The sequence below is a fragment of the Stenotrophomonas sp. SI-NJAU-1 genome, assembly GCF_020883215.1.
In the GTDB taxonomy this organism is placed as follows: Bacteria; Pseudomonadota; Gammaproteobacteria; order Xanthomonadales; family Xanthomonadaceae; genus Stenotrophomonas; species Stenotrophomonas indicatrix.
Map to the genome: position 1 here is coordinate 1,563,265 of NZ_CP086598.1, position 23,374 is coordinate 1,586,638.

A 23,374-nucleotide genomic window follows, 5' to 3' on the forward strand; every position below is an offset into this window, starting at 1 on the left:
CCGCATGCACGATGCGGCTGGTCGGCAATGAGCAGGTCAACCGCAGATGTGCGCTGGCTTACTTTCCGGCTGAAGAACGGGCAGTCCATCGGCCCCGATCAACTGAAGGATGGCTGGGTCGTCGCCTCGGAGAGCCGTCATTGCGATGTGCGCCGGGAGAGTATCGAGGGCGCTGGCGTGGTCTATGCCCTGTATGGTCCGCCGGATCTTCCGTCTCCGCGCCGCGCCGAACTGCGCATGCGCGACTTCCTCATGCGCTCCGGCTATACCTTCACCATGGGTACGCTCGGCCACTGATGCAGTCGGCTGCTCAGAAGGGAGCCGCGGCTGCCTTCAACGCCTCGACCACCTGTGAATCCGTAAAGCCGCAGTGCCCTTCGCCCACCGCAGGCAGTACGCGCGGCAATGGCGTGGCGCCAGCGTGCTCGGCCAGCTGCGGATACATCGCCTGCATGCGCGGCACGATGCTCGGGTCGTTGTTGTTGAACTGGATCACCAGCGGTCGCTTGAGCGCGCCGGTCAACGCCAGCTTTTCGCGCACGTGTCGCTGTGCCGGCGCAGCAGGTGCCAGCCGCTGCACGCCCGCGTTGAACGCCTTGTCGTCACCGAATCCGCGGTAGACGGTCGTAACGTTGCCGACCGGCATGCCGCCGGCGCGCGTGGCCAGTTCGTGCAGGATCATCGCGTGCAGGCTGATCGTGCCCGGCAATGCCTCCACGCTTACCTGCAGCCGTGCAGCCAGTTGCGCAGCCACGGCCGGGCGGGTCTGAAGCGCGGCGGTGATGCCTTGATAGAGCTCCATCTGCGGCAGTGCCGCAGCTTCCGCCGATGCCAGGCCCTGCCGGGGCAGCCCCTTGGCCCCGGGGAAGAAATAATCGAACGCCACCAGGGTGGTCAGCAGGTCATTGGCCAGTTGTTCGCCGGGCAGGTTGGCCCCGCACAGCGACACGCCGCCGTTGTAGTGCCGTGGCAGGCGTTCGAGGGTGGCGATGGCCACCGCTCCGCCCATCGAAAAGCCGAGAATCCAGGTGCGACGCACGTCCTTCAATTCGGACAGGGCGTGCGCGCGCAGGCGTTCCATGTCCACGACCGCATCTGCCACTGCCCAGCCCTGGCTGGCATAGGCGCTCTGCGCCACGGCATAGCCCGCTGCAAGCAGGCTGGCGGTGCTGTCGTTAGCCGGCATTGGTGATGGCTGCGGCACGCCCACGGGTTCATAGCCATGCGCCAGCATTACCAGTTCGCCGTTCCAGCCAGCGGGCACGTCCAGGCGCCAGCGCGCGCCCTGCAGCTCACCACTGGAGGTGCGTGGCGGGGCGGGCGGCGCGGCGGCCTGCGACACGTGCGGCAGCAGCAGGACCAGTGCCAGGACCAGCCGGTGGAAGGTTCGCATCATGGTCTTTGCCCTGGCCGGTGCGGTCTGCGCGGAAGGTGCCGCCTGTATAGCGCTGCCCCTGCGCGGTGGCTAGCCCCTGACGCAATGCAATCGAATTCGATACGATCTGCCGTATCTGCTCCCTTCCATTTGATCTGGGGTCCCGCCATGGTCGATCGCCTCGCCATCCTGCTCGAACGCTTCGCGGTCACCGCCTCGGTGTTCCATGCCGGCGCGCTGTGCGGCATCAACAGCCTGGAGGCCGAAGGCGACGCCGGCCAGCTGCACCTGGTGCGGCGCGGTCCGTTGCAGGTCAGTCATGGCTCGCAGACGGTGCAGGTCGACGTTCCCAGCCTGCTGCTGTATCCGCGCCCGCTGCCACATCGCTTCCACACCGATCCTCAGCACGGCGCCGACATGGCCTGCGCCAACCTCCATTTCGAGGGCGGCAGGCTCAACCCGATCAGTGCCGCCCTGCCCGATTTCATCTGCCTGCCGTTGGCTGAACTGCATGGCGGCCATGCCGCCCTGGAGTTGCTGTTCGAGGAGGCATTCGAGCAGCGCTGCGGTCGCACGGTGATGGTCAACCGCCTGTTCGAGGTGGTGATGATCCAGGTGCTGCGGCAGTTGATGGAGGGGGGCGAGATGCGCGGCGGCCTGTTCGCCGGGCTTGGCCACCCACGGCTGCGGTTGGCGCTGGTGGCCATGCACCAGGCACCCGCCCAGGCTTGGACACTGGAAGATCTGGCCGACGTTGCAGGCATGTCGCGCAGCGTGTTCGCCGCCAGTTTCCGCGAGGCCATGGGAACCACGCCCGGGCAGTACCTGCAGGGCTGGCGGGTAGGCCTGGCGCAGCAGGCGCTGCGCCAGGGGCGACCGTTGAAACGGATCGCCGACGAGGTTGGCTATGGCAGCGAGGCGGCGTTGTCGCGGGCGTTCAAGGCGCACACCGGGCAATCGCCACGGCAGTGGCGGGGACAGGCGCGCGCTGCTGCCGGCTGAGTGTCACCCCAGCGCGAGCCGGGTCAGCTTCATGCCGGCGAACAGCCCGGCCAGGCTCAGCGCTACCGAGCCGCCGGCGTACAGTGCGGCCAGGCCGTGCTGACCGCGCTGCAGCAGCATGCCGGTTTCCAGCGAGAAGGTGGAGAACGTGGTGTAGCCACCAAGAACGCCGGTGGCCAGCAGCAGGCGCAGTTGCGGCGACGCGCCATTGCGCAGCGCAAACGCCTCCACCACCACACCCATCAGCACGGCGCCGCTGATGTTGACCAGGAACGTCGACCAGGGCCAGGTGCTGCCGGCGGCCACCCGGGCGCCGATCAGATTGCAGGCATGGCGCAGGCAGGCGCCGACACCGCCGCCCAGGAATACCAGCACATAGTTGTTGAACGTCTGCATTGCTTGCCTCGAGTGCGTGTTCGCAGGTTCGACGGCGGACGCAATGGCGGGCACGGCCTGCCATCGACGAACGCCGGATTCGTCTCAGCAGGAGCCATCAGCCATCTCAGGCGGTTATCGGGGGAGCCCCATCCCCATCGACGGCCATGCTACCAGCCCGCGATGGGTCAGGGCAGGGCAGTCATCACCACGCGTGCGACCTTGCCGCGGCTGACGCCCTCCATCAGCAGGTCATGGGCCATCAATCCCAGCGTGGCTTCGCGACGGTAGCCCACCTCCAGGCCGCGCTCGTCAAGGATGTGGGCGACCAGCTCATAGGCCGCTTGCCAGACATCCAGATGGGCTTCGCTGGGCATGTGCATGTAGGCCGTGCCGCGCTCGCCCACTCCCTGTCCCAGCGGGCCGAACAGCAGCTCGCGTGGGTCCAGCTTCACCGCATCGGCAATGCGGAACAGCTGTTCGGCTTTCACGTGGTTGGCCTTGACGTGGTCGTTGAGCCAGTTGCTGACCGTTGCCGTCGTCGTTTCTGCGGCACGCGCCAGGTCGGCAGGGCGTGCATGCCCGGCGTCCTTCATGGCGACCGCGAGTCGTTGTCCAAGAGTATTCATCTATGCAAGCCAGCTTAACGCGTGGAAGCGAAAGAGGCCTTGGCGCAAGAATAAGTTTGATGATGAAAGGGATCGAAAATGGACGAATTCTGGAGCAAGCGGCAGGTCCGCACACGGCTGGGCTTTTCCACCGACGCAGAGCTCGCCAGGTTGTTCGGAATAAGCAGATCCGCTGTCTCGCAATGGCCCAGAGGCTTTCCCATCCCGCCGCTGAGGCGCTACATCCTGCAGCAGCGATACCCTGCGTTGTTCCCGATGGATGACGACTCGCACGACGAAACAGCATGAGATGCGTCGAGGGCTGTCGCAGACAGACCGCTAAAATCAATTTGCTAAGCATGCTTATCAACATTGACACAATCGATCGACGTGTCCCCAGCAATGGTCCGAACTGTGATGGCTACCCGGGTTCGCCGGCTGGCTTTGTCGACATCGGCACGGATTGTTCCGATCCCGATCGCCAGGGCTTTTCATGAACGATTAATAATTTCAATCGCGAAAGTCGCGGTCTGTAATTGACGTGTCGTGAAATCTATGACTAATTGGCATCAACCGGTTGTGAAGGCCGGGAGTCTTTCAGTAGCTCGCAAGTGAATCGGTCGACCGTCAACGATGCAGAACAAGTCCAACGGAGGTCGTATGGAATACGGCATGCATGGCTTGGCTGAACGGGTACGCCGCGAACTGGAAGCCAGTTATCACAAACACGGATGCGGTCCGGCGTTCTGGGATACCTACCAGCAGGTGCTTGATCGTCTGGTTCCACAGGGGACCGGGCGAACCGATGTCACCAATGAAATGGCGCTGATCATCGAACAACTGGGCATCGTCCGTCGCGCCCAGCTGGTACCGCCGCGTCCGGGCGAGCCGGGCTGATCAGAGCAGGCGCCAAGCGCCGCACACCAGCAGGGCCAGCAGCACCGAAGCCAGGGCCGTGGTGCGGGGGCGCCACCACCGGCGCGGCTGGCCTGCCATCACCTGCGGGCTGCAGTAGCGCACCAGGCTGGGGCCGAAACCGGCCTGATGCTGCTGCTGCGTGCACGCGTCCAGGCAGGCACCGCAGGCCAAGCAGTCGGCCTGGGGGCCATGGCGGATGTCCAGCTGCATCGGGCACGCGCGCACGCAGGCCATGCAATCGAGGCAGTCGCCCAGCCGATCCGCGCTGAAGGTGGGCATCGGTCCGGCCAGCAGCGGATGCGCGGCACGGAAGACATAGTCCTGCGCGGTGGTGGGGTCGAGCAGGCCGCGACCGCGGCTGAGCACGCCGCCCAATGCCGGTGGGCGGGCGCCGCGCGGCTCCCCGCGGCGGGGGTCATACAGCATGCGCGGGGTGTGCGGGTCGGTCAGCAACGGCTGCATGCGCGCGAACGGACAGAGTGATCGGCACACCTGCTCGCGCAGGAACCCGGCGTTGCCCCACGTGGCGCCGGCATAGAACAGCACCCAGAAGGTCTCCCAGCCACTCCATGCGCCATCGAACGCGCCGGCGACCAGTTCGCGGATCGGGCTGAACAGCCCGACGAACGTGATCCCGGTCCACAGCGACAGCAGCAACCAGGCCAGCTGGGTGGCCGGCCGCGCCAGCTTCGCCGGCAGCACGCGGGCCAATGCCTGCGCAATTCCGTCGAACGCTCGTGTCCACAGCGTCTGCGGGCAGGCATGTCCGCACCACAGGCGACCGGCCAGATGGGTGAGCAGGGCCAGGGCCACCGCCATCACCGCCAGCAGTCCCAGCAACACACCGATGTCATCCGGCCACAGGGTCCAGGCGAACAGGTCGAAGCGGCGCGCGTTGAGGTCCAGCAGCAGGGCCTGCCGGCCATCCCACTGCAGCCACGGCAGCGCATGGAACAGGACCAGCAACGCAAGGCCCAGGGTGCGGCGCCAGCGCCATGCGCGCAGGGGCGAGGAGGCGGTGATGCTCATCCCAGTGGCAGCTCCTCATCCTCTTCGTCCGGCATCGGCCGCAGCAGGTAGCCGGTTACCGCGCTGGAAAGTGCGGTGACCGCCCAGAACATGAAGAAACCTGCGGTGTAGCCCAGCTCACGGCTGATGGCCGTACCCGGGAAGCTGATCGCCTGCAGCCGCAGTGGATCGACGAAGGCGAAGAACACCACGCAGGCCAGGCCGGCGGCGATGAAGCTGGGCCACAGGACTGCACCCCAATGCTGGATACGCCGCTGGCGGCTGGAAGTCGGTGTGTTCATGCGGGTTCGGGTTGAAGAAGAGGGCGGCGCGTATACTTCGCCGTGGTTGGCGCAGCATCCGCAGGGCATGCTTCCTGCAAGCGTGCCAGCCTAGGTGCGCCGCAGTGCGCTGACATTGATCTGGATCAACAGCGGTGGTGGCGGCATGCGGCACACTGCCGATCCGCACTTGGTGCCCTGATGAACGCAACGCCCACCACTGCCCTTCCCATTGCTTCGCCAGAGTTGTGCAGCGAGGAGGAAGTGACCCGGTTGGTCCACGATTTCTATGCGCGCGTGCGTGAAGAGGAGCGTCTGGGGCCGGTATTCGAAGGGCATGTGCGCGACTGGCCGGAACACCTGGCCCAGCTCGTCGATTTCTGGTCGGCGATGCTGCGCGGGACCCGCAGGTTCAAGGGCTCGCCGATGTCCAAGCACATGGCCATCGATCTGGAAAAGGATCTGTTCGACCGCTGGCTGGTGCTGTTCCACATCACCACGGCCGAATGCAACAACCCGCCCATGCAGGCGCTGGCCGACGATGTGGCCGCCCGCATCGCCGACACCTTCTGGCGCCGCTACCAGATGCTGCGCTGGCCGCAGGTCATGCTGCCGGTGCTGGGCGTGCCCACCAGGGATTGATCTGGGTCAAGGCGCACCTGCAGGCTTGGGGCGATGCTGGCGCCATGGACACGTTCTCTCCCGCTGCCGGTGGCCTGGCCTGGACCTTCGATCCCGATCTGCTGCGACGGCATGACCGACCCGGCCCGCGCTACACCTCCTATCCCACCGCGCCGCACTTCCATGACGGCTTCGATGCACCCGCGCTGCGCCAGGCGATCGCCGACAGCAACCCGTTGGCGCGGGCGTTGTCGTTGTACGTCCACGTGCCATTCTGCTCCAGCCCCTGCTTCTACTGTGGCTGCAACCGGGTGATCACCCGCGACCGCGGGCGTGGCCACAGCTACGTGTCACGCGTGCTGGCCGAGGCGGACCTGCTGGCACCGCAGTTCGCCGATGGTCGTGAAGTGATCCAGCTGCACCTCGGCGGTGGTACGCCGAATTTCCTCGATGCCGATGCGATGACCGCACTGGTCGAGGGCCTGCGCCGCCGCTTCGATTTCAGCGGTTCGTCGCAGCGTGATTTTTCCATCGAACTGGACCCGCGTTTCATCGACACCAGCGACGTAGCGATGCTGGCCCGGCTGGGCTTCAACCGCGCCAGCCTGGGCGTGCAGGATTTCGACCCGCAGGTGCAGGAATCGATCAACCGGGTGCAGGGCGTACGGCAGACGCTGGATATCCTGCGTGCGTGCCGCGACAGCGGCATGCGTTCGGTCAACGTCGATCTGATCTACGGCCTGCCAGGGCAGAGTCTGCAGGGCTTCGGCCGCACCCTGGAACTGGTGCTGGCGCTGCGTCCGGATCGACTGGCGGTGTATGGCTATGCGCATCTGCCTCACCTGTTCCGCGCGCAGCGGCAGATCGACGAAAGCCGGATGCCCTCGCCGGAAGACAAGCTTGCGCTGCTTGGCCTGGCGGTGGAGCGCCTGTCCGCAGCCGGCTACCAGTACATCGGCATGGACCACTTCGCATTGCCGGAAGAAGATCTGTCGCGTGCCCAGCGCGCCGGCCAGCTGCATCGTAACTTCATGGGCTACACCACCCACGCCGACACCGATCTGCTCGGCCTTGGCGTGAGTGCGATCAGCCATGTGGGTGCTACCTACAGCCAGAATCCGCGTGACCTGCCATCGTGGGAGCGCGCGGTGGACCAGGGGCAGCTGCCGGTCTGGCGCGGCGTCGCACTCAGTGCCGACGACCAGCTGCGCGCCGAGCTGATCCAGCAGTTGATGTGCCAGGGTGAGGTGGATGGCACGTCACTGGCCCAGCGCCATGGCATCGACTTCGAGACCTACTTCGCTGAAGACCTGCAGGCCGTGCAGCGCCTGCAACAGGATGGCCTGGCCGAATACCGCGATGGCGTGGTGCGTGCCAGCGAGCCGGGGCGGCCGTTGCTGCGCCTGCTGGCGATGTGCTTCGATCCCTATCTGCGCGCTGCGCAGGAGCAACCGCGTTATTCGCGGGCGATCTGAGCGCAGGCTGGCGCTGGGCCGGCTCAAGGCCGGCGAAATGAACAAGACCGAGGCCGCGGAATGTCGAACGACTCCGTGCGCTGCAGGCGCCTGGCGGACAACACCTTCTGCACATCGGACGTTGCCGTGATGCAGGCCGTCTGATGATCTTCCTCATTCCAGGACTGTTGAAGACTCAAGCGGCTGCGGCAGTTGCTAGACTTTGCGCCCGCTCCAATCGGAAGTTTGCAACCTTCATGCCTGTTCGCAAAAGCTTGTTGCCGGGTATCGCGCTGTCAACCCTGCTGTTCGCCGGTTGCGCCAACGCACGAGCGGCTGATGTGGTTCAGTCAGGGTGCCGGATGCTACCTGCCTCGCTCCGGTTTATTGATTCGAGGATAAGCGGGGTTCGCCTGCAGCAGGATCGATCTGGATGCTATTTCGAAGGCACGGCCAGTAGCCTGAGGGTTGCAGACGCTCAGAGGAACGTACTTGCCGCACTGGCTACCTCCCGCTGCGGCGGCACGACCGTGACGGATGCGATACCCCACACTGTGGAGGGCGTGGTGGAACCGAATGAAGGCGTGCAGATGCGTGTCAGCCTGGTTCCAAGTGCGGCGGATGGTCGCTGCCGTCCGGGCAGCTTCGTTGAGCCGGATCTTGGCGACGAATACGAAGTCCAGGTCGTGGACCAACCGTTCGCCCATTACCCACCTGCGGCGTACAGGCAGGATCGCGAAGGCGAAACTGTCGTGATCGTGCTGCTGGACGATAAGCTGGGAACCATCGGGGCGGTCGTGGAGAAATCCAGTGGATACGAGGACTTTGACGAGGCAGCACTGAGGGCGACGCGCCAGTGGCGTTTCAAGGGGCATACCTCTCGCCCCGGGACAGTGTTCATCCGAACGCCAGTCGTCTTCAAGAAGAACTAGTTTTCCACCGCCGCCAGCGCAGGCCACTGCGGCCCTGGAGCGGATAGAGAGATCCAGGCGCGCGCCATATGGCGCGTCCCCCACACCATCGTGGTCTACAAGCGACTGGCCGCATCATGTGGGGTATCTTTGCGGAGAGCAGCGGGGCAAGTCCGGGCGAAGCTTCCCAGAACATGCCTTGGTGCCCGGAGCCGGGATCGAACCGGCATGACCTTGCGGTCGGCGGATTTTAAGTCCGATGCGTCTACCAGTTTCGCCATCCGGGCCTGCAGCGCGCGCCGATTGTAACGGAATCGCCGCCATCGCCGCCGGCTAACGCGGCTTTTACGCAACCGGGCGCGGCGCTGGGTACAGTCCGCCAACGTTCCCGGGAATGGCGATATGCGTGCACGTGGCAGGCGATGGGCCGGATGCAGTGCCGTGCTGGGGCTGATGCTGGCGATCGGCCCGGCCGCCGCGCAGCAGGTGCCTGCGCCCACCGGCGCGGTGGTGGACATGGCGACGGTGCAGGTGACCGGCGAACAACCCGGCCCCGGTCTCTGGAAGGTCACCGCTCCACAGGGGCATGTGCTGTGGATCCTGGGCACGGTCTCGCCGTTGCCGAGCGGTGTGCAATGGCGCTCCGACGAAGTGGAGCGGACCATTGCCAGCGTCGACCATGTGCTGGGCGATCCGGGTTTCGCCCTCGATGCGAAGATCGGTGTGTTCAAGGGCCTGACCCTGCTGCCACTGGCGTTGAAGACCGCGCGCGATCCGCAGGGGCGCACGCTTGACCAGATCCTGCCGCCGGCAACGCACGCGCGCTGGCTCGGCCTGAAACAGACCTATCTGGGCAATGACCGTGGCGTGGAAAAGGACCGTCCGCTGGTGGCTTCCGGCCGCTTGTACCAGGCTTTCCTCAAGCGCAACGGCCTGCGCGATGGCAAGCAGGTCAGGGAAGCACTCGGGCGCGCGTACAAGGCGCACGACCTGAAACCGGAAGACGTGCAGGTCAAGCTGAAGGTCGACGACATCCGTGGCACCTTGAAGGAGCTGCAGGCCACCGAAGTCGATGACCGTGCGTGCTTCGAACGCACGCTCGACACCGTGGAATTCCAGGCGCCGGTGCTGCGCGAGCGTGCCAATGCCTGGGCGCTCGGAGATGTCGCGGCACTGCGCCGGCTGTCGGGCTCGTCGATGGCCCAGGCCTGCCGCGAACTGCTGCAGGATTCGGCCTTCGTGCGCCGCCGCGGCTGGAGCGATATGCCGCAGCAGGTGCGCGCGCGCTGGCTGCAGGGCGTGGATGCGGCGCTGGCCCGTCACCCAGGCACCTTTGCCACGGTGCCGGTCAGCCTGCTGCTGGGCGAAGGCTACCTGGATGCGCTGATGCAGCGCGGCTATCAGGTGGAGTCGCCGCCGGAATAGCCAACGCTTGAAGTCCTCGTGCTTCCTGTCATATTCCTCTGCACTCAGGAGGGGAGTGATGGACATGCCGTTGCATGCGTACGCCTATGTCAGCACGGCCAGGGAGGGACTGGACGTGCCCGAGCTCGATGCATTGCTGGCCGATGCGACCGCGTTCAACCGCATGGCCGGGGTGACCGGGGCACTGATGTTCGATGGCAGCCGTTTCCTGCAGTACATCGAAGGCCCACGGGATGGGCTGGCTTCGGTGCACGCGCGGATCGGCAACGCGCGTCGCCACGGCAGCATCATCCAGCTTGCCGCAGGCCCGATCCCGAGCCGCTGGTTCCCGCGCTGGACGATGGCCAACCGACACGTGGATACGGCGACGCTGGGCAGCATCGTGGCGGCCCCGTGGCATGGTTTCAGCCTGGGGCAGTCGCCCCCGGAGCATGGCTTCTGCCTGCTGTTGCGGGCCTGGACGGGGCGGCACGGCGAACTCGAGCCGGCTGCCGTCAGCCTCGGATCCTGATCCGGGCGTGGTCTGGCGCCGCTGCCGCGGTTAACCTTGTCGGCACGTTTGCCTGCACCCGGACCCTCGCATGACCCAGTGGACACCGTTGCCGCCTGTTGGATGCCGCGCATGAGTGCGCCGATCGGCGCAGCACAGAGCCCGTCCCCGGCCATCATCGGCCTGGGATATGTCGGGCTGCCGTTGGCAGTGGCGTTCGGCCGCCAGCTGCCTACCCTGGGGTACGACATCGACGCTGCGCGCATCGCCGAACTGGCCGGCGGGCAGGACCACACGCTGGAAATGGAGCCGGACGAACTGGCCAGCGCGTCGCTGCTGCGCTACAGCGGCGATCCGGCGCAGCTCGACGCCTGCAACGTCTACATCGTCACCGTGCCTACGCCGATCGATGCCTACGAGCAGCCTGATCTGGAGCCGCTGCGCTCGGCGACGCGACTGATCGCCAGCCATCTGTGCGCCGGTGATCTGGTGATCTACGAATCCACCGTCTACCCGGGTACCACCGAAGAAGTCTGCGTGCCGCTGCTGGAACAGGGCTCGGGCCTGCGCTTCAACGAGGATTTCTACTGCGGCTACAGTCCCGAGCGGGTCAGCCCGGGTGACCGCCAGCGTCGCCTGGCCGACATCCGCAAGATCACCTCCGGCTCAACGCCGGACGTGGCTGCGGTGGTCGATGGCCTGTACCAGCGGATCATCACCGCCGGCACGTTCCCGGTGCCGTCGATGCGGGTCGCCGAAGCGGCCAAGGTGGTGGAGAACATCCAGCGCGACGTCAACATCGCGCTGGTCAACGAGTTGGCCCTGATCTTCGATCGCCTCGGCATCGACACCCAGGATGTGCTCGACGCCGCAGGCAGCAAATGGAACTTCCTGCCGTTCCGGCCGGGGCTGGTGGGAGGCCACTGCATCGGCGTGGACCCGTACTACCTGCTGCACAAGTCCGAAAGCATGGGCTACCACCCCGACCTCATCCACACCGCCCGGCAGGTCAACAACCGGGTGGGCGAACATGTGGCCAAACGCGTGCTGGCGATGCTCGCCGAACGTGGTCGCGTGCCGGCGCACTCGCGCATCCTGGTGCTGGGCGTGACCTTCAAGGAGGACTGCCCGGACCTGCGCAACAGCCGCGCGCTGGAACTGGCCCAGCGGCTGGCCGGCAGCGGCGCGCAGGTGGACGTCAGCGATCCGTGGGTGGGGCCGGCTGCCATGGCGGACGAGGGCGTGAACTGGCTGGCCGAGCCGGTGCCCGGCAGCTACGACGCGGTGGTGCTGGCGGTGGCGCATGAGAGCTTCAAGGCGATGGACGATGCCCATATCCGCAGCCTGTTGGCGCCCGGTGGGCTGGTGTATGACGTGAAGTCCGCCTGGCCGCGCAGCGTGGTCGACGATCGCCTGTAGATGCTTGCGCGGTAGACTCGGGGCAGTTGCAACCGAGGAACGCCATGCACCGGTATATCGTCTACCTGCTCGCCATCCTGATGTTTCCGATCTGCCTGTGGCTGGCCACGATCTGGCCGGCCTGGTACTGGGGGGTCGGCATCACCGCTGCGATGGTGGCACTGGGGACCTGGGACCTGCTGCAGAAGCGCAGCACCCTGCGCCGCAACTATCCGGTGATGGCGCACTTCCGTTATGGCCTGGAATCGATCGGCCCGGAGATCCGCCAGTACTTCGTGCAGAGCGATCTGGAGGATGTGCCGTTCTCCCGGCAGCAGCGCGCACTGATCTACCAGCGTGCGAAGAACCAGATGGACACGGTGCCCTTCGGTACCCTGCGCAGCACGTATGCGGTGGACTACGAATGGATCAACCATTCGCTGGCGCCGACCACCATCGCCAAGCACGATTTCCGCGTGCTGATCGGTCCGAACTGTGCCAAGCCCTATTCGGCCAGCGTGTTCAACATCTCGGCGATGAGTTTCGGTTCGCTGTCGGCCAATGCGATCCGCGCATTGAACGAAGGCGCACGCCTGGGTGGCTTCTACCACGATACCGGCGAAGGCTCGATTTCGCCGTATCACCGGGAGATGGGCGGTGACCTGGTCTGGGAGATCGGCTCGGGCTACTTCGGGTGCCGTGACGAGAAGGGCGGCTTCAGCGAGGAACGCTTCGTTGCCAATGCCAACCACGATCAGGTGAAGATGATCGAGATCAAGCTGTCGCAGGGCGCCAAGCCCGGGCATGGCGGGGTGCTGCCGGCGCCGAAGGTGACCGCCGAGATCTCGGTGACGCGTGGCGTGCCGATGGGCGTGGACTGCGTGTCGCCATCGCGCCATTCGGCCTTCTCCACGCCGGTTGAACTGCTGCAGTTCGTCGCCCGCCTGCGTGAACTGTCCGGTGGCAAGCCGGTTGGTTTCAAGCTGGCCATCGGCCACCCGTGGGAATGGTTCGGCATTGCCAAGGCGATGCACGAGACCGGCCTGCTGCCTGACTTCATCGTCGTCGATGGCGCCGAAGGCGGTACCGGCGCGGCACCGGCCGAATTCGTCGATCACGTCGGGGTGCCGATGCACGAAGCGTTGCTGCTGGTGCACAACACCCTGGTCGGCCTGGACCTGCGCGAGCACATCCGGATCGGCGCTGCCGGCAAGATCACCAGCGCGTTCGATATCGCCCGCACCATTGCGATGGGCGCCGACTGGTGCAATGCCGGGCGCGGTTTCATGTTCGCGCTGGGCTGCATCCAGTCGCTCAGCTGCCATACCGACAAGTGCCCGACCGGCATCGCGACCCAGGATCCGGCACGCTGGAAGCATCTGGATGCACCGGACAAGGCCACGCGCGTGTACAGCTTCCACGAGCACACCCTGCACGCGCTGAAGGAGTTGCTGTGCGCGGCGGGCTTGAACGATCCGGCCGAGCTCGGCCCGGAACACATCCTGCGCCGGGTGTCGCCGGTCGAGATCCGTTCGCTGGCCTCGTTGTATCGTTACCTGGAACCGGGCGAGCTGCTGCACAAGGTGCCCGACCACGCGGTGTTCCATTCGTTCTGGGCGGACGCACGCAGCGATTCGTTCCAGCCGCCACCGAAGATCCAGGCGCTGCGGGCCAGCAAGTCGCGGTGACCCGCGTTGCAGGACCGAGCCCAGGCTCGATTGCACGAAAACCATTCATACAAGGAGGCTGCATGCAGTTCAGGACGGGTACCGACGATGATGTGAGCACACTGTGGGCCCTGCGAACGCGCTGCGTACGTGAGCTGTGCAGCAGCCACTATCCGCCGGAGGTGATTGCACCCTGGTCGGCATCGCCGCCGCCGGTGCAGTATTCGCGGCTGCTGGGGCAGGGCGGCTGCGTCGTGGCCGAGGATGATCGGGGCAATGTGCTGGGGTTCGGTGTGCTCGATGCCGAGGGCAACGAGATCGATGCGCTGTTCGTCGATCCGGATCGGGGCGGGCAGGGTATCGGCCAGGCGCTGATGCAGCGGTTGCTGGCCCTGGCCGACCCGACGCGGGAGGTGGTGCTGTCGGCCTCGCTCAACGCCGTGCCGTTCTACCAGCGGCAGGGCTTCGTCGCCGAGCGCGAGGAACTGTATCCGCATCCCAGTGGCGTGGCATTGGCGTCGGTGAAGATGCGCCGGCCGGGGTGAAATTTCCGGCGCTATCGCGCGTTGATCAACGCGTGGCCAACCACGCGGTCACGCCCTCTGCCGCACGCAGTCCGCTGGCATAGCACGCCGTCAACAGGTAGCCACCGGTCGGTGCTTCCCAGTCCAGCATCTCTCCGGCGCAGAACACGCCGGGCAAGGCACGCAGCATCAGGCCCTCGTCCAGCGCGTCCAGGCGCACGCCGCCGGCCGTGCTGATCACCTCGGCCATCGGCCGCGGGCGCAGCAGGCGCAGTGGCAGGCGCTTCAACGTGGCGATCACCGCGGCCAGATCGTTGCCGGCATCCTTGCCCAGTGTTTCGAACACCAGTGCGGTCTTCACTGGGTCCAGTCCAGCCTGGCGACGCAGGTGCTCGCCGAAGCTTCGCCCCTTGCGCGGCTGCGAAAGGTCGGCCAGCAGCCGTGCCTCGTCGCGGCCCGGAACCAAGTCCAGCCACAGTGTGGCGTGGCCGTCGCGGTTGAGGGTTTCGCGCAGATCGGCCGACAGGGCGTAGATCAGGCTGCCTTCGATACCGTACTCGCTGGCCACGCACTCCCCTTGCAGGGCGCGGGGCTCACCGTCGAGGCCATGCCAATGTGCGACGACCGGCTTCAGGGGTGCGCCCGCATGGCGTTGCGCGAAGAACGGCGTCCATGCAACGTCGAATCCGCAGTTGGCCGATTGCAGCGGCGCGATGTCCACGGCGCGGGCCTGCAACGCCGGAACCCAAGCACCGTCACTGCCCAGCTGCGGCCAGCTTCCGCCGCCCAGTGCCAGTACGGTCGCATCGGCACGCACCTCCAGTTCGCCGTTGTCGGTGGCAAAACGCAGTGCGCCGTCGTCGCTCCAGCCCAGCCAGCGATGGTTGACGTGCAGGCGCACGCCCTGTTCCTTCAGCCGGCGGACCCAGCCGCGCAGCAACGGTGCCGCCTTGCGGTCGACCGGGAACACCCGGCCGGAACTGCCGACGTAGGTTTCCACACCGAAGCCAGCGGCCCAGTCGCGCAGCGCCTGCGCGTCGAAACCATCCAGCCAGCAGCCGACGCGGGTGGCCTGCTCGCGGTAGCGGCTGTCGAACAGTGGGCGCGGGTCGGAATGGGTGAGGTTGAGCCCACCCTTGCCGGCGATCAGGAATTTGCGGCCCGGCGAGCCCTTGGCCTCGTACAGATCGACATCCAGGCCTGCCGCGCGCAGACGCTCGGCGGCAAACAACCCTGCCGGGCCGCCGCCGATGACGGCGATGCGGTGCGGCGGGCGGACGTCACTGTTGGACATTGAGCAGCTCGACGTCGAACACCAGCGACGAACCTGCCGGAATCGGGCCGACCTGGCGGTCGCCATAGCCGAATTCCGGCGGAATCATCAGCGTGCGCTTGCCGCCGACCTTCATGCCGGCGACGCCTTCGTCCCAACCGCGGATGACCTGGCCCGCGCCCAGCGTGAAGGTGAACGGCTCGCTGCGCTCGACCGAACTGTCGAAGGTCTTGCCGTGCTTGTTGTCGGCGCGCTCGTCGTAGATCCAGCCGGTGTAATGCACGCTGACCTTCTGGCCCGGCACGGCCTCGGCACCGCTGCCCGGCTGGGTGTCGATGCGCTCGAACGTGGCAATGGTGCCTCCCGGCGGCGGGCCGGACGGTTTCGAGGAGCAACCGACGGCGGCGAGGGACAGCAGCAGGGGAAGCAGCAGGCGGCGCATCAGGCGTCTCCAGGGGCGATGAGTCGAGGGCGGCAAGGTTAGCGCATCGGCGCCGGGTATCATGGTGGCATGGCAAAACTCCTGCTCAATCTGCGCAATGTCGGCAACGACGAATATGCCGATGTCTGCACGCTGCTGGACCAGCACGGCATCGCCTGGTACCGCACCGAACCCAGTCCGTGGGGCATCTCCAATGGTGGCCTGTGGCTGCGCGAGGATGCCGACCAGCCGCGTGCCAAGGCGCTGATGGCCGACTACCAGGCGGCCCGCGGCGCGCGGGTCCGTGCCGAGCGCGAACAGGCCCTGCGCGACGGCACTGCCGAGACCTTTGGCAGCCTGTTGCGCCGCCGCCCTGTGTTCGTGGTGCTGGTACTGCTGGGCATGGCGGTGGCGGCGGCACTGGTGCTGCTGCCGTTCATGCTGCTGCGGGGGTAGGGGGTCGGCCGGGTTGCACCCGGCACCCGCAGAGGCAACGGCAACAGCAACAGCGGGCGTTCCGTCGTGGGCGGGGCGGTGTGGGCAGGCGGGGGACGGCAAAAGCTGCTCCTGCGTGCCTCGTAGAGCGCCTTGCTCGTGTGCGCTGTCCTGCGCGCACGGCAAGACCGGGGTTGGGCGTCCTGCCCAACCCGCCCGGCGCATGCCCCGGGCCCATGGCGCTCTGCGCCCCCGCCTGCCCACACCGCCCCGCCCCGGACGCGTTCCGGGTGCTGTCGGTAGATGTCGACCCTGGTCGACACTGTGGTAGATCCACGCCATGCGTGGATGAACGGTGGAGGCTGATACGGGGGCGGTCAGGCGCTAAAATGGCGGGATGATCGCCAATACCGCTGCCTATCATTTCGCCGTCATCGACGCTCCGCAGGCCCTGTGCGACCAGCTGCAGGCGCGTGCCGAGGCGTCCGGCCTGCAGGGGACGATCCTGGTGGCGGGCGAGGGGCTGAACCTGTTCCTGGCGGGTGCACCGTCCGCGATCGATGGCTTCTACGCGGAACTGCGTGCTGATGCGCGCTTTACCGAGATGCGGGTCAAGACCAGCTTCAGCGAGCACCAGCCGTTCGCGCGGCTGAAGGCCAAGGTCAAGGACGAGATCATCAGCTTCCGTCGTGACGATGGCCAGCCGCTGGACTACCCGCGCGCGCCGGCCATCGATCCTGCCACCGTCCAGCGTTGGCTGCGGCAGGGGCATGATGATGCTGGCAAGCGCGTGGTGATGCTCGATACGCGCAACCTGCAGGAGATCGAGTACGGCACCTTCAAGGATGCGCTGGTATTGCCCATCCACAAGTTCACCGATCTGCCCGAGGCGCTGGCGCCCCATCGTGAAGCGCTGAAGGACAGCACCGTGGTCAGTTTCTGCACCGGTGGCATCCGCTGCGAGAAGGCGGCGCTGTGGATGCTCAACGACGGCATGGACAACGTGCTGCAGCTCGATGGCGGCATCCTCGGTTACTTCGAGGAAGTCGGCGGTGAGGGCTACGAAGGTCGTTGTTTCGTGTTCGACGAACGGGTGGCGCTGGATGCCGAACTGAAGCCGTTGGTGGATGAGCCGTTGCCCGAGCCACGCCCCAGCGCGTTCTGACGCTTCCACATTGGCCTGCGGGCCTGAACCGGCCAGGCAGGAATCAGCGTCTCGCCACCGGCACTGGCCGTGGGGGCAGGGCGACCCCATCAAACGGGGATCCTGTGACGGAAAACCGCCTGATGATCCCGTTGTCGATTCTCGACCTGGCCCCGGTCTGCGAGGGCAGCGATACCACTGCCGCCTTTGCCAACATGCTTGAGCTCGCCCAGCATGCCGATGCGCTGGGCTACCGCCGCTACTGGCTGGCCGAACACCACAACATGCCTGGCATCGCCAGTGCCGCCACGGCGGTGCTGATCGGCCATGTGGCCGGTGGCACCCAACGCATCCGCGTCGGCGCCGGCGGCATCATGCTGCCCAACCATGCACCGCTGCAGGTGGCCGAGCAGTTCGGCACGCTGGCCTCGCTGTACCCCGATCGCATCGACCTGGGCCTGGGCCGCGCGCCGGGTACCGACCAGCCGACCGCCCGCGCCCTGCGCCGCTATTTCGACAGCGCCGACCAGTTTCCGCAGGACGTGCGCGAACTGCTGCATTACTTCGAACCGGTGCAGCCCGGCCAGGCCGTGCAGGCCGTACCCGGCGGCGGCCTGCGGGTGCCGACCTGGATCCTCGGTTCCAGCCTGTTCGGGGCACGCATGGCCGCCTCGATGGGCCTGCCGTACGCCTTCGCCTCGCACTTCGCCCCCGATTCCATGGATGAAGCGCTGGCGGTGTATCGCCGCGAATTCCGCCCTTCGGCCACGCTCAAGCAGCCGCACGCGATGCTGGCGTTGAACGTGGTGGCCAGTGACAGCGAGGCCGAATCGCGGCGATTGTTCACCAGCCAGCAGCAGAGCTTCGTCAACCTGCGTCGCGGCCGTCCGGGCAAGATTCCGGCGCCGATCGATGACATCGAAGCGTTCTGGGAACCCCACGAGAAGCTGGGCGTGGAGCGGGCGCTGGCGTGCACCGTGCTGGGTGATCCGCAGCAGGTCGCCGAAGGCATTGCGGCGTTTGTCGAGCGCCATCAGCCCGACGAACTGATGCTCACTGCCAACCTGTACGACCATCGCGCGCGCCTTCGCTCGTTCGAGCTGGCAATGCACGCCTGGCATGCCCGCCACGCGGGCTGAACAATTGCGTCACGGCAATTTGCGGTGCGGACGCGTCTGATGGGGACTCCCACTTCCGGAGTCCCCCATGGACGAATCGCGTACCGAGCACATTGCCCAGCTGGCTGAACTGATCAAGGACGTGGAGGTGGCGATGTTCACCACCCGTGGTGTCGATGGGCGCCTCTACAGCCGTCCGCTCGGCACCCAGCAGGTCGCCTTCGATGGCGACCTGTGGTTCGCCACTGCGGCCGACAGCCCGAAGGTGGCCGAGATCGCGCTCGACCCGCGGGTCAACGTGGCCTATGCCTCGCCCTCAAAGAACACGTATGTGTCGGTAGCTGGCGTGGCACGGATCATCGATGACCGCGCGAAGGTCGAAGAGCTGTGGTCGCCGGCGATGAAGCTGTTCTTCCCGGGCGGCCCGGATGACCCAAGCCTGCGCTTGATCCACGTGCGTGCAGAGACCGCCGAGTACTGGGACGGACCGGGCACGCTGCTCGGCTCGGCGTTGAGTTTCGTGTTGTCGGCGGTGCAGGATGAGCCGGCACGGTTGGGCGACAACGGATTCATCGATCTGCGTTGATTGCAGCAACCCGCCGGGCATGGCCCGGCGCTACCGGGCGGGGCTCAGGGGTAGCGCCGGGCCATGCCCGGCGAGCGCAGCGGCAGGCGCTCAGAACCAGCGCTGGAACAGGTCGACGGTGTAGCCCACCAGCTGCCCGGAACTGAAGCCGAAGAAGGCGATCGCCACCAGCGCAGCCACCCAGTTGAACAACATCAGCGCGCCGTCGCGTTCCAGCAGGGCCAGCGCGAACAGCAGCAACTGGAAGCCGAAAAGATAGTTGGTGAACGGAATCGGCAACGACAGCATCAGGCCCAGCAGCACCAGCAGCAGACCGCTGAAGGCGTGGGCGGGGGGCGGTGTCAGCAGTTGCGGCATGCGCGGCTTGAGCATGCGGTCGAGACGGCGCAGGGCACCATCGATGCGATCCAGGAACCGGTGCATGGTGCCGCGCTTCGGCCCGCGACGGGCAATGAAGCCGGGCAGCCAGGGCCTGCGCATGCAGAACAGCATCTGCAGGCCGATCAGGATCACCAGCGGACCGCTGACGGCACCCCCCAGCCCGGGGATGGGGATGAAGGCCGGCAGGATGGCGACGAACAGGAATACACCAAATGCACTCTGCTGCAGATCCTGCAGGATCTGCCCCAGCTTCATGTGCTGGGCCGGGTCACCGAAGGCGAACATCGCCAGCAGGGTGCGGATGCCCTCGTTGCGGTATTCCGGCGGTGCAGCGCCGGGGCCGGCGTCAGGCGGTGAGCTCATCGGCCTGCTCGTCGGACAGAGTGCGAAGCAGCAGCTTGTCCACGCGCGCACCGTCCAGATCGACCACCTCGAAGCGCCAGCCGGCCCAGTCGAAGTACTCGCCCGCGTGCGGGATGCGGCCGAAGAAGTGGATGCACATGCCGGCCAGGGTGTAGTAATCGCCATCCTCGGCGTCGGGCAGGTCGTTGCTGCCGATCAGCTCGCGCAGGTCCTCGATCGGCAGTGAGCCGTCCACCAGCAGCGAGCCGTCCTCACGGGTCACCACCAGCGCGTCCTCGTCGGCATTTTCCGTTGCCTGCAGGCGGCCGACCACCGCGCCCATCAAATCGCTGATGGTCACCAGGCCCTGGATCTCGCCGTACTCGTCCACCACCAGCGCCATCGACTGCTGTTCTTCGCGGAAGATCTCCAGCAGCTTCATCGCATGGGTGGATTCGGATACATAAAGCGGTTCGCGCAACGTCTGGAACAGCGCGTTGTCGCCGCGTGCCATCCGCGTGGCCAGCGATTTCAGCTCAAGCACGCCGACCACGTCCATGTCGTTGTCGCGGTACACCGGATACCGCGAGAACTCGTGCTCGGCCATGATCTCCAGATTCTTGTCCAAGCCACCCAGCGTATCCAGCCAGGCGATCCGGTTGCGCGGGGTCATCAGGCTGTCGGCGGTACGGTCGCCCAAGCGCATCACGCGGTTCATCATGTCGCGCTCGTGGCTGTCGATCACGCCGGCCTCGTGGCTCTCGGCCACCAGCATGCGGATCTCCTCTTCGGTCACCGACGCGACCTCGTCCTTGCCCAGGCCGAACAGGCGCAGCACCAGCTGGGTGGTCTTGGACAGCAGCCAGACGAAGGGGAAGGCCAGCTTGGCCAGCCAGCTCATCGGCAGCGCCACCAGGCCGGCGATGTCCTCCGAGCGGGTCAGGGCCAGGCGCTTGGGCACCAGTTCGCCGAAGATCAGCGTGATGAAGGTGATGAAGGTGACCGCAAGGGCCTTGCCGATGCCGCCGGCGTAGGCGAAGCCCGGCATCAGCCCCTGGATCCAGCCGCCGATGGCTTCACCCAGTGCCTCGCCGCCGAGGAAACCGGTCAGCACGCCGATCACGGTGATGCCGATCTGGACGGTGGACAGGAAGGCTTCCGGCTTCTCCGACAGCTCCAGGGCCTTGGCCGCGCGCTTGGAGGTGCCGGCCAGCTGCTTCAGCCGGCTCTTGCGCGAGGTCATGACCGACATCTCGGACATGGCAAAGAAGCCGTTCAGCAGAACAAGCGCGAAAACAATCAGGATCATTTCAAACACGGGCATCGTCCCCGGTTGGTGGCAGGGAGGGCGGGTGCTTGCGATGGCGGCAGGCGCTCAGGAACGGGGTCCGGCGCGGCGCTGGGGGATAAGGGTCGTCGTCCATAAGGTGCGCCCGAAGGCGCGCTGGCATCTTAGCAAAGGGCCGTGGCTGGGTGGCAAATGCCTGTTCAGTTTTGGGCGTCCCGACCCCCGGAAAGGGGCAGGGATACCCGTGATGGTCATCTAGCCGTCATAATTCGCCCTGGTGCCGTCCTTCCCGCGACGGCTGACAGGTTTCTCAATGTTCTCTCTGCAGACCATTTTCGGTTCCGGCAAACAGTTCTACACCCTGCTCGATGAGGCTGCCGTCGCGGCTTCCGACGCCGCCAAGGCACTGCATTCGATGCTGCGCGACGCTGATCGCCAGCCCGCCCTGGATGCCTTCAAGCTGGCCCGTCTGCGCGAACGCGCGGCTTCGGACAAGATCAGCCAGGCGCTGGTGGACAGCTTCATGACCCCGATCGAGCGCGAAGACATCGAAGCGCTGGGCTCGGCCCTGTACAAGATTCCCAAGCAGATCGAGAAGTTCGCCGATCGCTATTCGCTGGCCACCACCCACCTGGAACACATCGACTTCGCGCCGCGCGCGGCGATGCTGGAGCAGGCCGCTGGCGTGGTGGTGGAGATGGTCGCCGACCTGCGCCACATGAACCTGGACCGGATGACCGCGCTCAACGAGCGCCTGCGCTCGCTGGAAAACGAGGCCGACCGCCTGATGCTCGAGCTGTACCGCGACATCTACTCCGGTCGCCTGGACAACCTGCAGATGTTCCTGCTCAAGGAATTCTTCGAGATCCTGGAGAAGGCCATCGACCGCTGCCGCGAGGCCGGTGTGGTGGCGTACCAGATCGTGTTGAAGAACAGCTGACGGGCCGGTACCGATGCTCACCCTAGTCCTGGTGGTGATCCTGGCCGCGCTCGTCTTCGAGTTCATCAACGGCTTCCACGATACCGCCAACTCCATCGCTACCGTGGTGGCAACCAAAGTACTGTCGCCCGGTTGGGCGGTGATGCTTGCCGCCTTCATGAACCTCATCGGTGCCCTGACCGGCACCGCGGTCGCACTGACCATCGCGTCGGGCCTGCTCAACACCAACGTGGTCGACGTGACCCCGCAGGTGATCCTGTGCGCGCTGCTCGGCGGCATCATCTGGAACCTGATCACCTGGTGGAAGGGCCTGCCGTCCTCGTCCTCGCACGCGTTGATCGGTGGCCTGTGCGGCGCCGGCCTGGCTGCAGCCCACAACAACTGGGACGCGCTGATCTGGTCCGAACGGCTTGGCAGCTGGGCGCAGAACAAGGGCCTGCTGTGGAAGGTGTTCGTGCCGATGATCACCTCGCCGATCGCCGGCTTCCTGCTTGGCATCGCCGTGATGGTGCTGTTGTGGGCGCTGATCGCAGGCCTGGCCAGGATCGGCGGCGCGATCGGCCGGCTGGCACGTCCGCGCATCGTCAATGCGTTCTTCGGCAAGGCACAGATCGCTTCGGCGGCCTACATGGGCTTTGCCCATGGCCACAACGATGCGCAGAAGACCATGGGCATCATCGCGATGACCCTGATCGGTGCCGAAGCGACCGGCGCGTTGAACGACCTGCCGTCGTGGCTGGCCTTCATGCATCCGGACGCGCACGCCGGCGACGGCATCGCCATGTGGATCGTGCTGACCTGTGCGGTGGTGATGGCCGCCGGTACCGCCTCGGGCGGCTGGAAGATCATCAAGACCCTGGGCCACAAGATGGTCAAGCTGCACCCGATCCACGGCTTCGCCGCGGAAACCAGCTCGGCCACCGTGCTGACCCTGGCGGCGCACTTCGGCATGCCGGTATCGACCACCCACAGCATCTCCACCGCGATCATGGGCGTAGGCTTCGCCAAGAACCCGCGTTCGCTGCGCCTGGGCGTGATCGAACGCATCGTCTGGGCCTGGATCCTGACCATCCCGGCGGCAGGCGGCTGCGCCTACCTGATCCTGAAGCTGTTCGAGCTGCTCGGCTGGACCTGAGTTCCACGCCAACGCTGGAAACAAAAAGCCCGCCGGATTCCGGCGGGCTTTTTCATTTGATGAAGCATCCGGTTTCCGTTATCCACGCATGGCGTGGATCTACAGTGTCGACCAAGGTCGACACCTACCAACAGCAGCAGGAAGTCGACACCCACCAACAGCAACCGGGCCCACCCCGCCAACCCACGGAAAGCCCGCTTTTGACGTTGCCGTTGTCGTTGCCTTTGCCGTCGATTCTGCGGGTGCCGGGCCGC

27 protein-coding genes, 1 tRNA gene and 1 riboswitch are annotated in these 23,374 nt (G+C 66.1%); of the genes, 18 read left to right on the top strand and 10 right to left on the bottom strand.

Annotated features, from left to right (window positions below):
- Window positions 1-27 precede the first annotated feature (27 nt).
- Complete coding sequence (locus LMF57_RS07255; protein ID WP_025875177.1) at window positions 28-297, top strand: hypothetical protein; 270 nt, start codon at window positions 28-30, stop codon at window positions 295-297.
- A 13-nt stretch (window positions 298-310) separates the two neighbouring features.
- Here the strand turns inward: LMF57_RS07255 and LMF57_RS07260 are convergent, their stop codons facing one another.
- Window positions 311-1,393 carry an alpha/beta hydrolase gene (locus LMF57_RS07260; protein WP_229291371.1) on the bottom strand — a complete coding sequence of 361 codons (1,083 nt, stop codon included), beginning with the start codon at window positions 1,391-1,393 and terminating at the stop codon, window positions 311-313.
- Window positions 1,394-1,543: 150 nt separating this feature from the next.
- On the opposite strand from LMF57_RS07260, the gene LMF57_RS07265 reads away from it, so the two are divergent.
- Window positions 1,544-2,377, top strand: coding sequence for an AraC family transcriptional regulator (locus tag LMF57_RS07265; RefSeq protein WP_117310002.1), 834 nt, complete (start codon window positions 1,544-1,546; stop codon window positions 2,375-2,377).
- Between the two features lie 3 nt (window positions 2,378-2,380).
- Here LMF57_RS07265 and crcB read toward each other — a convergent pair whose 3' ends face one another.
- Window positions 2,381-2,773 (bottom strand): fluoride efflux transporter CrcB, encoded by a 393-nt coding sequence (gene crcB, locus LMF57_RS07270; protein WP_208082003.1) that lies wholly within the window; start codon window positions 2,771-2,773, stop codon window positions 2,381-2,383.
- An 81-nt stretch (window positions 2,774-2,854) separates the two neighbouring features.
- Window positions 2,855-2,918: riboswitch (Fluoride riboswitch) on the bottom strand.
- Window positions 2,919-2,940: 22 nt separating this feature from the next.
- The gene (locus LMF57_RS07275) at window positions 2,941-3,381 is read right to left on the bottom strand and encodes a helix-turn-helix domain-containing protein (protein WP_229291152.1); all 441 of its coding nucleotides are present in this window, start codon (window positions 3,379-3,381) and stop codon (window positions 2,941-2,943) included.
- A 78-nt stretch (window positions 3,382-3,459) separates the two neighbouring features.
- Here LMF57_RS07275 and LMF57_RS07280 point away from each other — a divergent pair, with 78 nt between their 5' ends.
- Both LMF57_RS07280 and LMF57_RS07285 read left to right on the top strand, forming a co-directional pair.
- A complete protein-coding gene (locus LMF57_RS07280) occupies window positions 3,460-3,669 on the top strand; it encodes a transcriptional regulator (RefSeq protein ID WP_025875167.1) in 210 nt (69 codons plus the stop codon).
- Window positions 3,670-4,020: 351 nt separating this feature from the next.
- Window positions 4,021-4,257, top strand: a complete 237-nt coding sequence (locus LMF57_RS07285) for a hypothetical protein (RefSeq protein WP_093817858.1) — start codon at window positions 4,021-4,023, stop codon at window positions 4,255-4,257.
- On the opposite strand, the gene LMF57_RS07290 is transcribed toward LMF57_RS07285, so the two are convergent.
- Together LMF57_RS07290 and LMF57_RS07295 are read right to left on the bottom strand one after the other, a co-directional pair.
- A complete protein-coding gene (locus LMF57_RS07290) occupies window positions 4,258-5,307 on the bottom strand; it encodes a 4Fe-4S dicluster domain-containing protein (protein WP_229291153.1) in 1,050 nt (349 codons plus the stop codon).
- A complete protein-coding gene (locus tag LMF57_RS07295) occupies window positions 5,304-5,588 on the bottom strand; it encodes a hypothetical protein (protein WP_105163816.1) in 285 nt (94 codons plus the stop codon). Before LMF57_RS07295 ends, LMF57_RS07290 begins: the two co-directional genes overlap by 4 nt.
- Window positions 5,589-5,768: 180 nt before the next feature.
- On the opposite strand from LMF57_RS07295, the gene LMF57_RS07300 reads away from it, so the two are divergent.
- The 3 genes from LMF57_RS07300 (at window position 5,769) to LMF57_RS07310 (ending at window position 8,574) form a co-directional block, all read left to right on the top strand.
- Complete coding sequence (locus tag LMF57_RS07300) at window positions 5,769-6,209, top strand: group III truncated hemoglobin (protein WP_093817860.1); 441 nt, start codon at window positions 5,769-5,771, stop codon at window positions 6,207-6,209.
- Between the two features lie 44 nt (window positions 6,210-6,253).
- Window positions 6,254-7,663, top strand: coding sequence for an oxygen-independent coproporphyrinogen III oxidase (gene hemN, locus LMF57_RS07305; RefSeq protein WP_117311876.1), 1,410 nt, complete (start codon window positions 6,254-6,256; stop codon window positions 7,661-7,663).
- 143 nt (window positions 7,664-7,806) lie between these two features.
- On the top strand, window positions 7,807-8,574 hold the full coding sequence (locus LMF57_RS07310) for an energy transducer TonB (protein ID WP_229291154.1): 768 nt from the start codon (window positions 7,807-7,809) through the stop codon (window positions 8,572-8,574).
- Between the two features lie 179 nt (window positions 8,575-8,753).
- Here LMF57_RS07310 and LMF57_RS07315 read toward each other — a convergent pair.
- A tRNA-Leu gene (locus LMF57_RS07315) sits at window positions 8,754-8,840 on the bottom strand.
- Between the two features lie 154 nt (window positions 8,841-8,994).
- Between LMF57_RS07315 and LMF57_RS07320 the strand changes: the two genes are divergently transcribed.
- The 5 genes from LMF57_RS07320 (at window position 8,995) to LMF57_RS07340 (ending at window position 14,078) form a co-directional block, all read left to right on the top strand.
- Complete coding sequence (locus LMF57_RS07320; RefSeq protein ID WP_162887628.1) at window positions 8,995-9,978, top strand: TraB/GumN family protein; 984 nt, start codon at window positions 8,995-8,997, stop codon at window positions 9,976-9,978.
- A 64-nt stretch (window positions 9,979-10,042) separates the two neighbouring features.
- Window positions 10,043-10,489, top strand: coding sequence for a BLUF domain-containing protein (locus tag LMF57_RS07325; RefSeq protein ID WP_117311880.1), 447 nt, complete (start codon window positions 10,043-10,045; stop codon window positions 10,487-10,489).
- Between the two features lie 111 nt (window positions 10,490-10,600).
- Window positions 10,601-11,887: a nucleotide sugar dehydrogenase gene (locus LMF57_RS07330; RefSeq protein WP_117311881.1), complete on the top strand. Its 1,287-nt coding sequence runs from the start codon at window positions 10,601-10,603 to the stop codon at window positions 11,885-11,887.
- A 44-nt stretch (window positions 11,888-11,931) separates the two neighbouring features.
- Entirely contained in the window at window positions 11,932-13,554 is a 1,623-nt protein-coding gene (locus tag LMF57_RS07335; RefSeq protein WP_025878880.1) for an FMN-binding glutamate synthase family protein, read from the top strand.
- Between the two features lie 62 nt (window positions 13,555-13,616).
- The gene (locus tag LMF57_RS07340; RefSeq protein ID WP_117310057.1) at window positions 13,617-14,078 is read left to right on the top strand and encodes a GNAT family N-acetyltransferase; all 462 of its coding nucleotides are present in this window, start codon (window positions 13,617-13,619) and stop codon (window positions 14,076-14,078) included.
- Window positions 14,079-14,103: 25 nt separating this feature from the next.
- Here the strand turns inward: LMF57_RS07340 and LMF57_RS07345 are convergent, their stop codons facing one another.
- Entirely contained in the window at window positions 14,104-15,351 is a 1,248-nt protein-coding gene (locus LMF57_RS07345) for a TIGR03862 family flavoprotein (RefSeq protein ID WP_117310058.1), read from the bottom strand.
- The gene (locus LMF57_RS07350; protein WP_117310059.1) at window positions 15,338-15,772 is read right to left on the bottom strand and encodes an FKBP-type peptidyl-prolyl cis-trans isomerase; all 435 of its coding nucleotides are present in this window, start codon (window positions 15,770-15,772) and stop codon (window positions 15,338-15,340) included. The genes LMF57_RS07345 and LMF57_RS07350 overlap by 14 nt, the downstream gene beginning before the upstream one ends.
- A 69-nt stretch (window positions 15,773-15,841) precedes the next feature.
- Here LMF57_RS07350 and LMF57_RS07355 point away from each other — a divergent pair, with 69 nt between their 5' ends.
- From LMF57_RS07355 to LMF57_RS07370, 4 genes are all read left to right on the top strand, one after another.
- A complete protein-coding gene (locus LMF57_RS07355) occupies window positions 15,842-16,207 on the top strand; it encodes a DUF6164 family protein (RefSeq protein WP_117310060.1) in 366 nt (121 codons plus the stop codon).
- A gap of 376 nt (window positions 16,208-16,583) precedes the next feature.
- A complete protein-coding gene (locus LMF57_RS07360) occupies window positions 16,584-17,351 on the top strand; it encodes a sulfurtransferase (protein ID WP_117310061.1) in 768 nt (255 codons plus the stop codon).
- A 122-nt stretch (window positions 17,352-17,473) separates the two neighbouring features.
- Window positions 17,474-18,469 carry an LLM class flavin-dependent oxidoreductase gene (locus tag LMF57_RS07365; protein ID WP_117310062.1) on the top strand — a complete coding sequence of 332 codons (996 nt, stop codon included), beginning with the start codon at window positions 17,474-17,476 and terminating at the stop codon, window positions 18,467-18,469.
- Window positions 18,470-18,536: 67 nt separating this feature from the next.
- Window positions 18,537-19,034 carry a pyridoxamine 5'-phosphate oxidase family protein gene (locus LMF57_RS07370; protein WP_025878887.1) on the top strand — a complete coding sequence of 166 codons (498 nt, stop codon included), beginning with the start codon at window positions 18,537-18,539 and terminating at the stop codon, window positions 19,032-19,034.
- 90 nt (window positions 19,035-19,124) lie between these two features.
- Here the strand turns inward: LMF57_RS07370 and LMF57_RS07375 are convergent, their stop codons facing one another.
- Together LMF57_RS07375 and LMF57_RS07380 are read right to left on the bottom strand one after the other, a co-directional pair.
- Complete coding sequence (locus LMF57_RS07375; protein ID WP_117310063.1) at window positions 19,125-19,778, bottom strand: exopolysaccharide biosynthesis protein; 654 nt, start codon at window positions 19,776-19,778, stop codon at window positions 19,125-19,127.
- Window positions 19,762-21,066, bottom strand: coding sequence for a hemolysin family protein (locus LMF57_RS07380; RefSeq protein WP_032952108.1), 1,305 nt, complete (start codon window positions 21,064-21,066; stop codon window positions 19,762-19,764). Before LMF57_RS07380 ends, LMF57_RS07375 begins: the two co-directional genes overlap by 17 nt.
- Window positions 21,067-21,358: 292 nt before the next feature.
- On the opposite strand from LMF57_RS07380, the gene LMF57_RS07385 reads away from it, so the two are divergent.
- Both LMF57_RS07385 and LMF57_RS07390 read left to right on the top strand, forming a co-directional pair.
- The gene (locus LMF57_RS07385; protein ID WP_025878890.1) at window positions 21,359-21,985 is read left to right on the top strand and encodes a DUF47 family protein; all 627 of its coding nucleotides are present in this window, start codon (window positions 21,359-21,361) and stop codon (window positions 21,983-21,985) included.
- Between the two features lie 13 nt (window positions 21,986-21,998).
- Window positions 21,999-23,120: an inorganic phosphate transporter gene (locus LMF57_RS07390; RefSeq protein ID WP_049464876.1), complete on the top strand. Its 1,122-nt coding sequence runs from the start codon at window positions 21,999-22,001 to the stop codon at window positions 23,118-23,120.
- The last annotated feature ends 254 nt before the right edge of the window (window positions 23,121-23,374 follow it).

What these genes read in the sequence shown, in the direction of transcription:
- LMF57_RS07295 (WP_105163816.1), bottom strand. Translation starts at nt 5,588, where the DNA reads ATGAACACACCGACTTCCAGCCGCCAGCGGCGTATCCAGCATTGGGGT.
- LMF57_RS07340 (WP_117310057.1), top strand. Translation starts at nt 13,617, where the DNA reads ATGCAGTTCAGGACGGGTACCGACGATGATGTGAGCACACTGTGGGCC.
- LMF57_RS07380 (WP_032952108.1), bottom strand. Translation starts at nt 21,066, where the DNA reads ATGATCCTGATTGTTTTCGCGCTTGTTCTGCTGAACGGCTTCTTTGCC.
- LMF57_RS07280 (WP_025875167.1), top strand. Translation starts at nt 3,460, where the DNA reads ATGGACGAATTCTGGAGCAAGCGGCAGGTCCGCACACGGCTGGGCTTT.
- LMF57_RS07345 (WP_117310058.1), bottom strand. Translation starts at nt 15,351, where the DNA reads ATGTCCAACAGTGACGTCCGCCCGCCGCACCGCATCGCCGTCATCGGC.
- LMF57_RS07360 (WP_117310061.1), top strand. Translation starts at nt 16,584, where the DNA reads ATGATCGCCAATACCGCTGCCTATCATTTCGCCGTCATCGACGCTCCG.
- LMF57_RS07255 (WP_025875177.1), top strand. Translation starts at nt 28, where the DNA reads ATGAGCAGGTCAACCGCAGATGTGCGCTGGCTTACTTTCCGGCTGAAG.
- LMF57_RS07260 (WP_229291371.1), bottom strand. Translation starts at nt 1,393, where the DNA reads ATGCGAACCTTCCACCGGCTGGTCCTGGCACTGGTCCTGCTGCTGCCG.
- LMF57_RS07390 (WP_049464876.1), top strand. Translation starts at nt 21,999, where the DNA reads ATGCTCACCCTAGTCCTGGTGGTGATCCTGGCCGCGCTCGTCTTCGAG.
- LMF57_RS07265 (WP_117310002.1), top strand. Translation starts at nt 1,544, where the DNA reads ATGGTCGATCGCCTCGCCATCCTGCTCGAACGCTTCGCGGTCACCGCC.
- LMF57_RS07370 (WP_025878887.1), top strand. Translation starts at nt 18,537, where the DNA reads ATGGACGAATCGCGTACCGAGCACATTGCCCAGCTGGCTGAACTGATC.
- LMF57_RS07330 (WP_117311881.1), top strand. Translation starts at nt 10,601, where the DNA reads ATGAGTGCGCCGATCGGCGCAGCACAGAGCCCGTCCCCGGCCATCATC.
- crcB (WP_208082003.1), bottom strand. Translation starts at nt 2,773, where the DNA reads ATGCAGACGTTCAACAACTATGTGCTGGTATTCCTGGGCGGCGGTGTC.
- LMF57_RS07335 (WP_025878880.1), top strand. Translation starts at nt 11,932, where the DNA reads ATGCACCGGTATATCGTCTACCTGCTCGCCATCCTGATGTTTCCGATC.
- LMF57_RS07350 (WP_117310059.1), bottom strand. Translation starts at nt 15,772, where the DNA reads ATGCGCCGCCTGCTGCTTCCCCTGCTGCTGTCCCTCGCCGCCGTCGGT.
- LMF57_RS07300 (WP_093817860.1), top strand. Translation starts at nt 5,769, where the DNA reads ATGAACGCAACGCCCACCACTGCCCTTCCCATTGCTTCGCCAGAGTTG.
- LMF57_RS07385 (WP_025878890.1), top strand. Translation starts at nt 21,359, where the DNA reads ATGTTCTCTCTGCAGACCATTTTCGGTTCCGGCAAACAGTTCTACACC.
- LMF57_RS07365 (WP_117310062.1), top strand. Translation starts at nt 17,474, where the DNA reads ATGATCCCGTTGTCGATTCTCGACCTGGCCCCGGTCTGCGAGGGCAGC.
- hemN (WP_117311876.1), top strand. Translation starts at nt 6,254, where the DNA reads ATGGACACGTTCTCTCCCGCTGCCGGTGGCCTGGCCTGGACCTTCGAT.
- LMF57_RS07355 (WP_117310060.1), top strand. Translation starts at nt 15,842, where the DNA reads ATGGCAAAACTCCTGCTCAATCTGCGCAATGTCGGCAACGACGAATAT.
- LMF57_RS07325 (WP_117311880.1), top strand. Translation starts at nt 10,043, where the DNA reads ATGCCGTTGCATGCGTACGCCTATGTCAGCACGGCCAGGGAGGGACTG.
- LMF57_RS07310 (WP_229291154.1), top strand. Translation starts at nt 7,807, where the DNA reads ATGATCTTCCTCATTCCAGGACTGTTGAAGACTCAAGCGGCTGCGGCA.
- LMF57_RS07275 (WP_229291152.1), bottom strand. Translation starts at nt 3,381, where the DNA reads ATGAATACTCTTGGACAACGACTCGCGGTCGCCATGAAGGACGCCGGG.
- LMF57_RS07285 (WP_093817858.1), top strand. Translation starts at nt 4,021, where the DNA reads ATGGAATACGGCATGCATGGCTTGGCTGAACGGGTACGCCGCGAACTG.
- LMF57_RS07290 (WP_229291153.1), bottom strand. Translation starts at nt 5,307, where the DNA reads ATGAGCATCACCGCCTCCTCGCCCCTGCGCGCATGGCGCTGGCGCCGC.
- LMF57_RS07375 (WP_117310063.1), bottom strand. Translation starts at nt 19,778, where the DNA reads ATGAGCTCACCGCCTGACGCCGGCCCCGGCGCTGCACCGCCGGAATAC.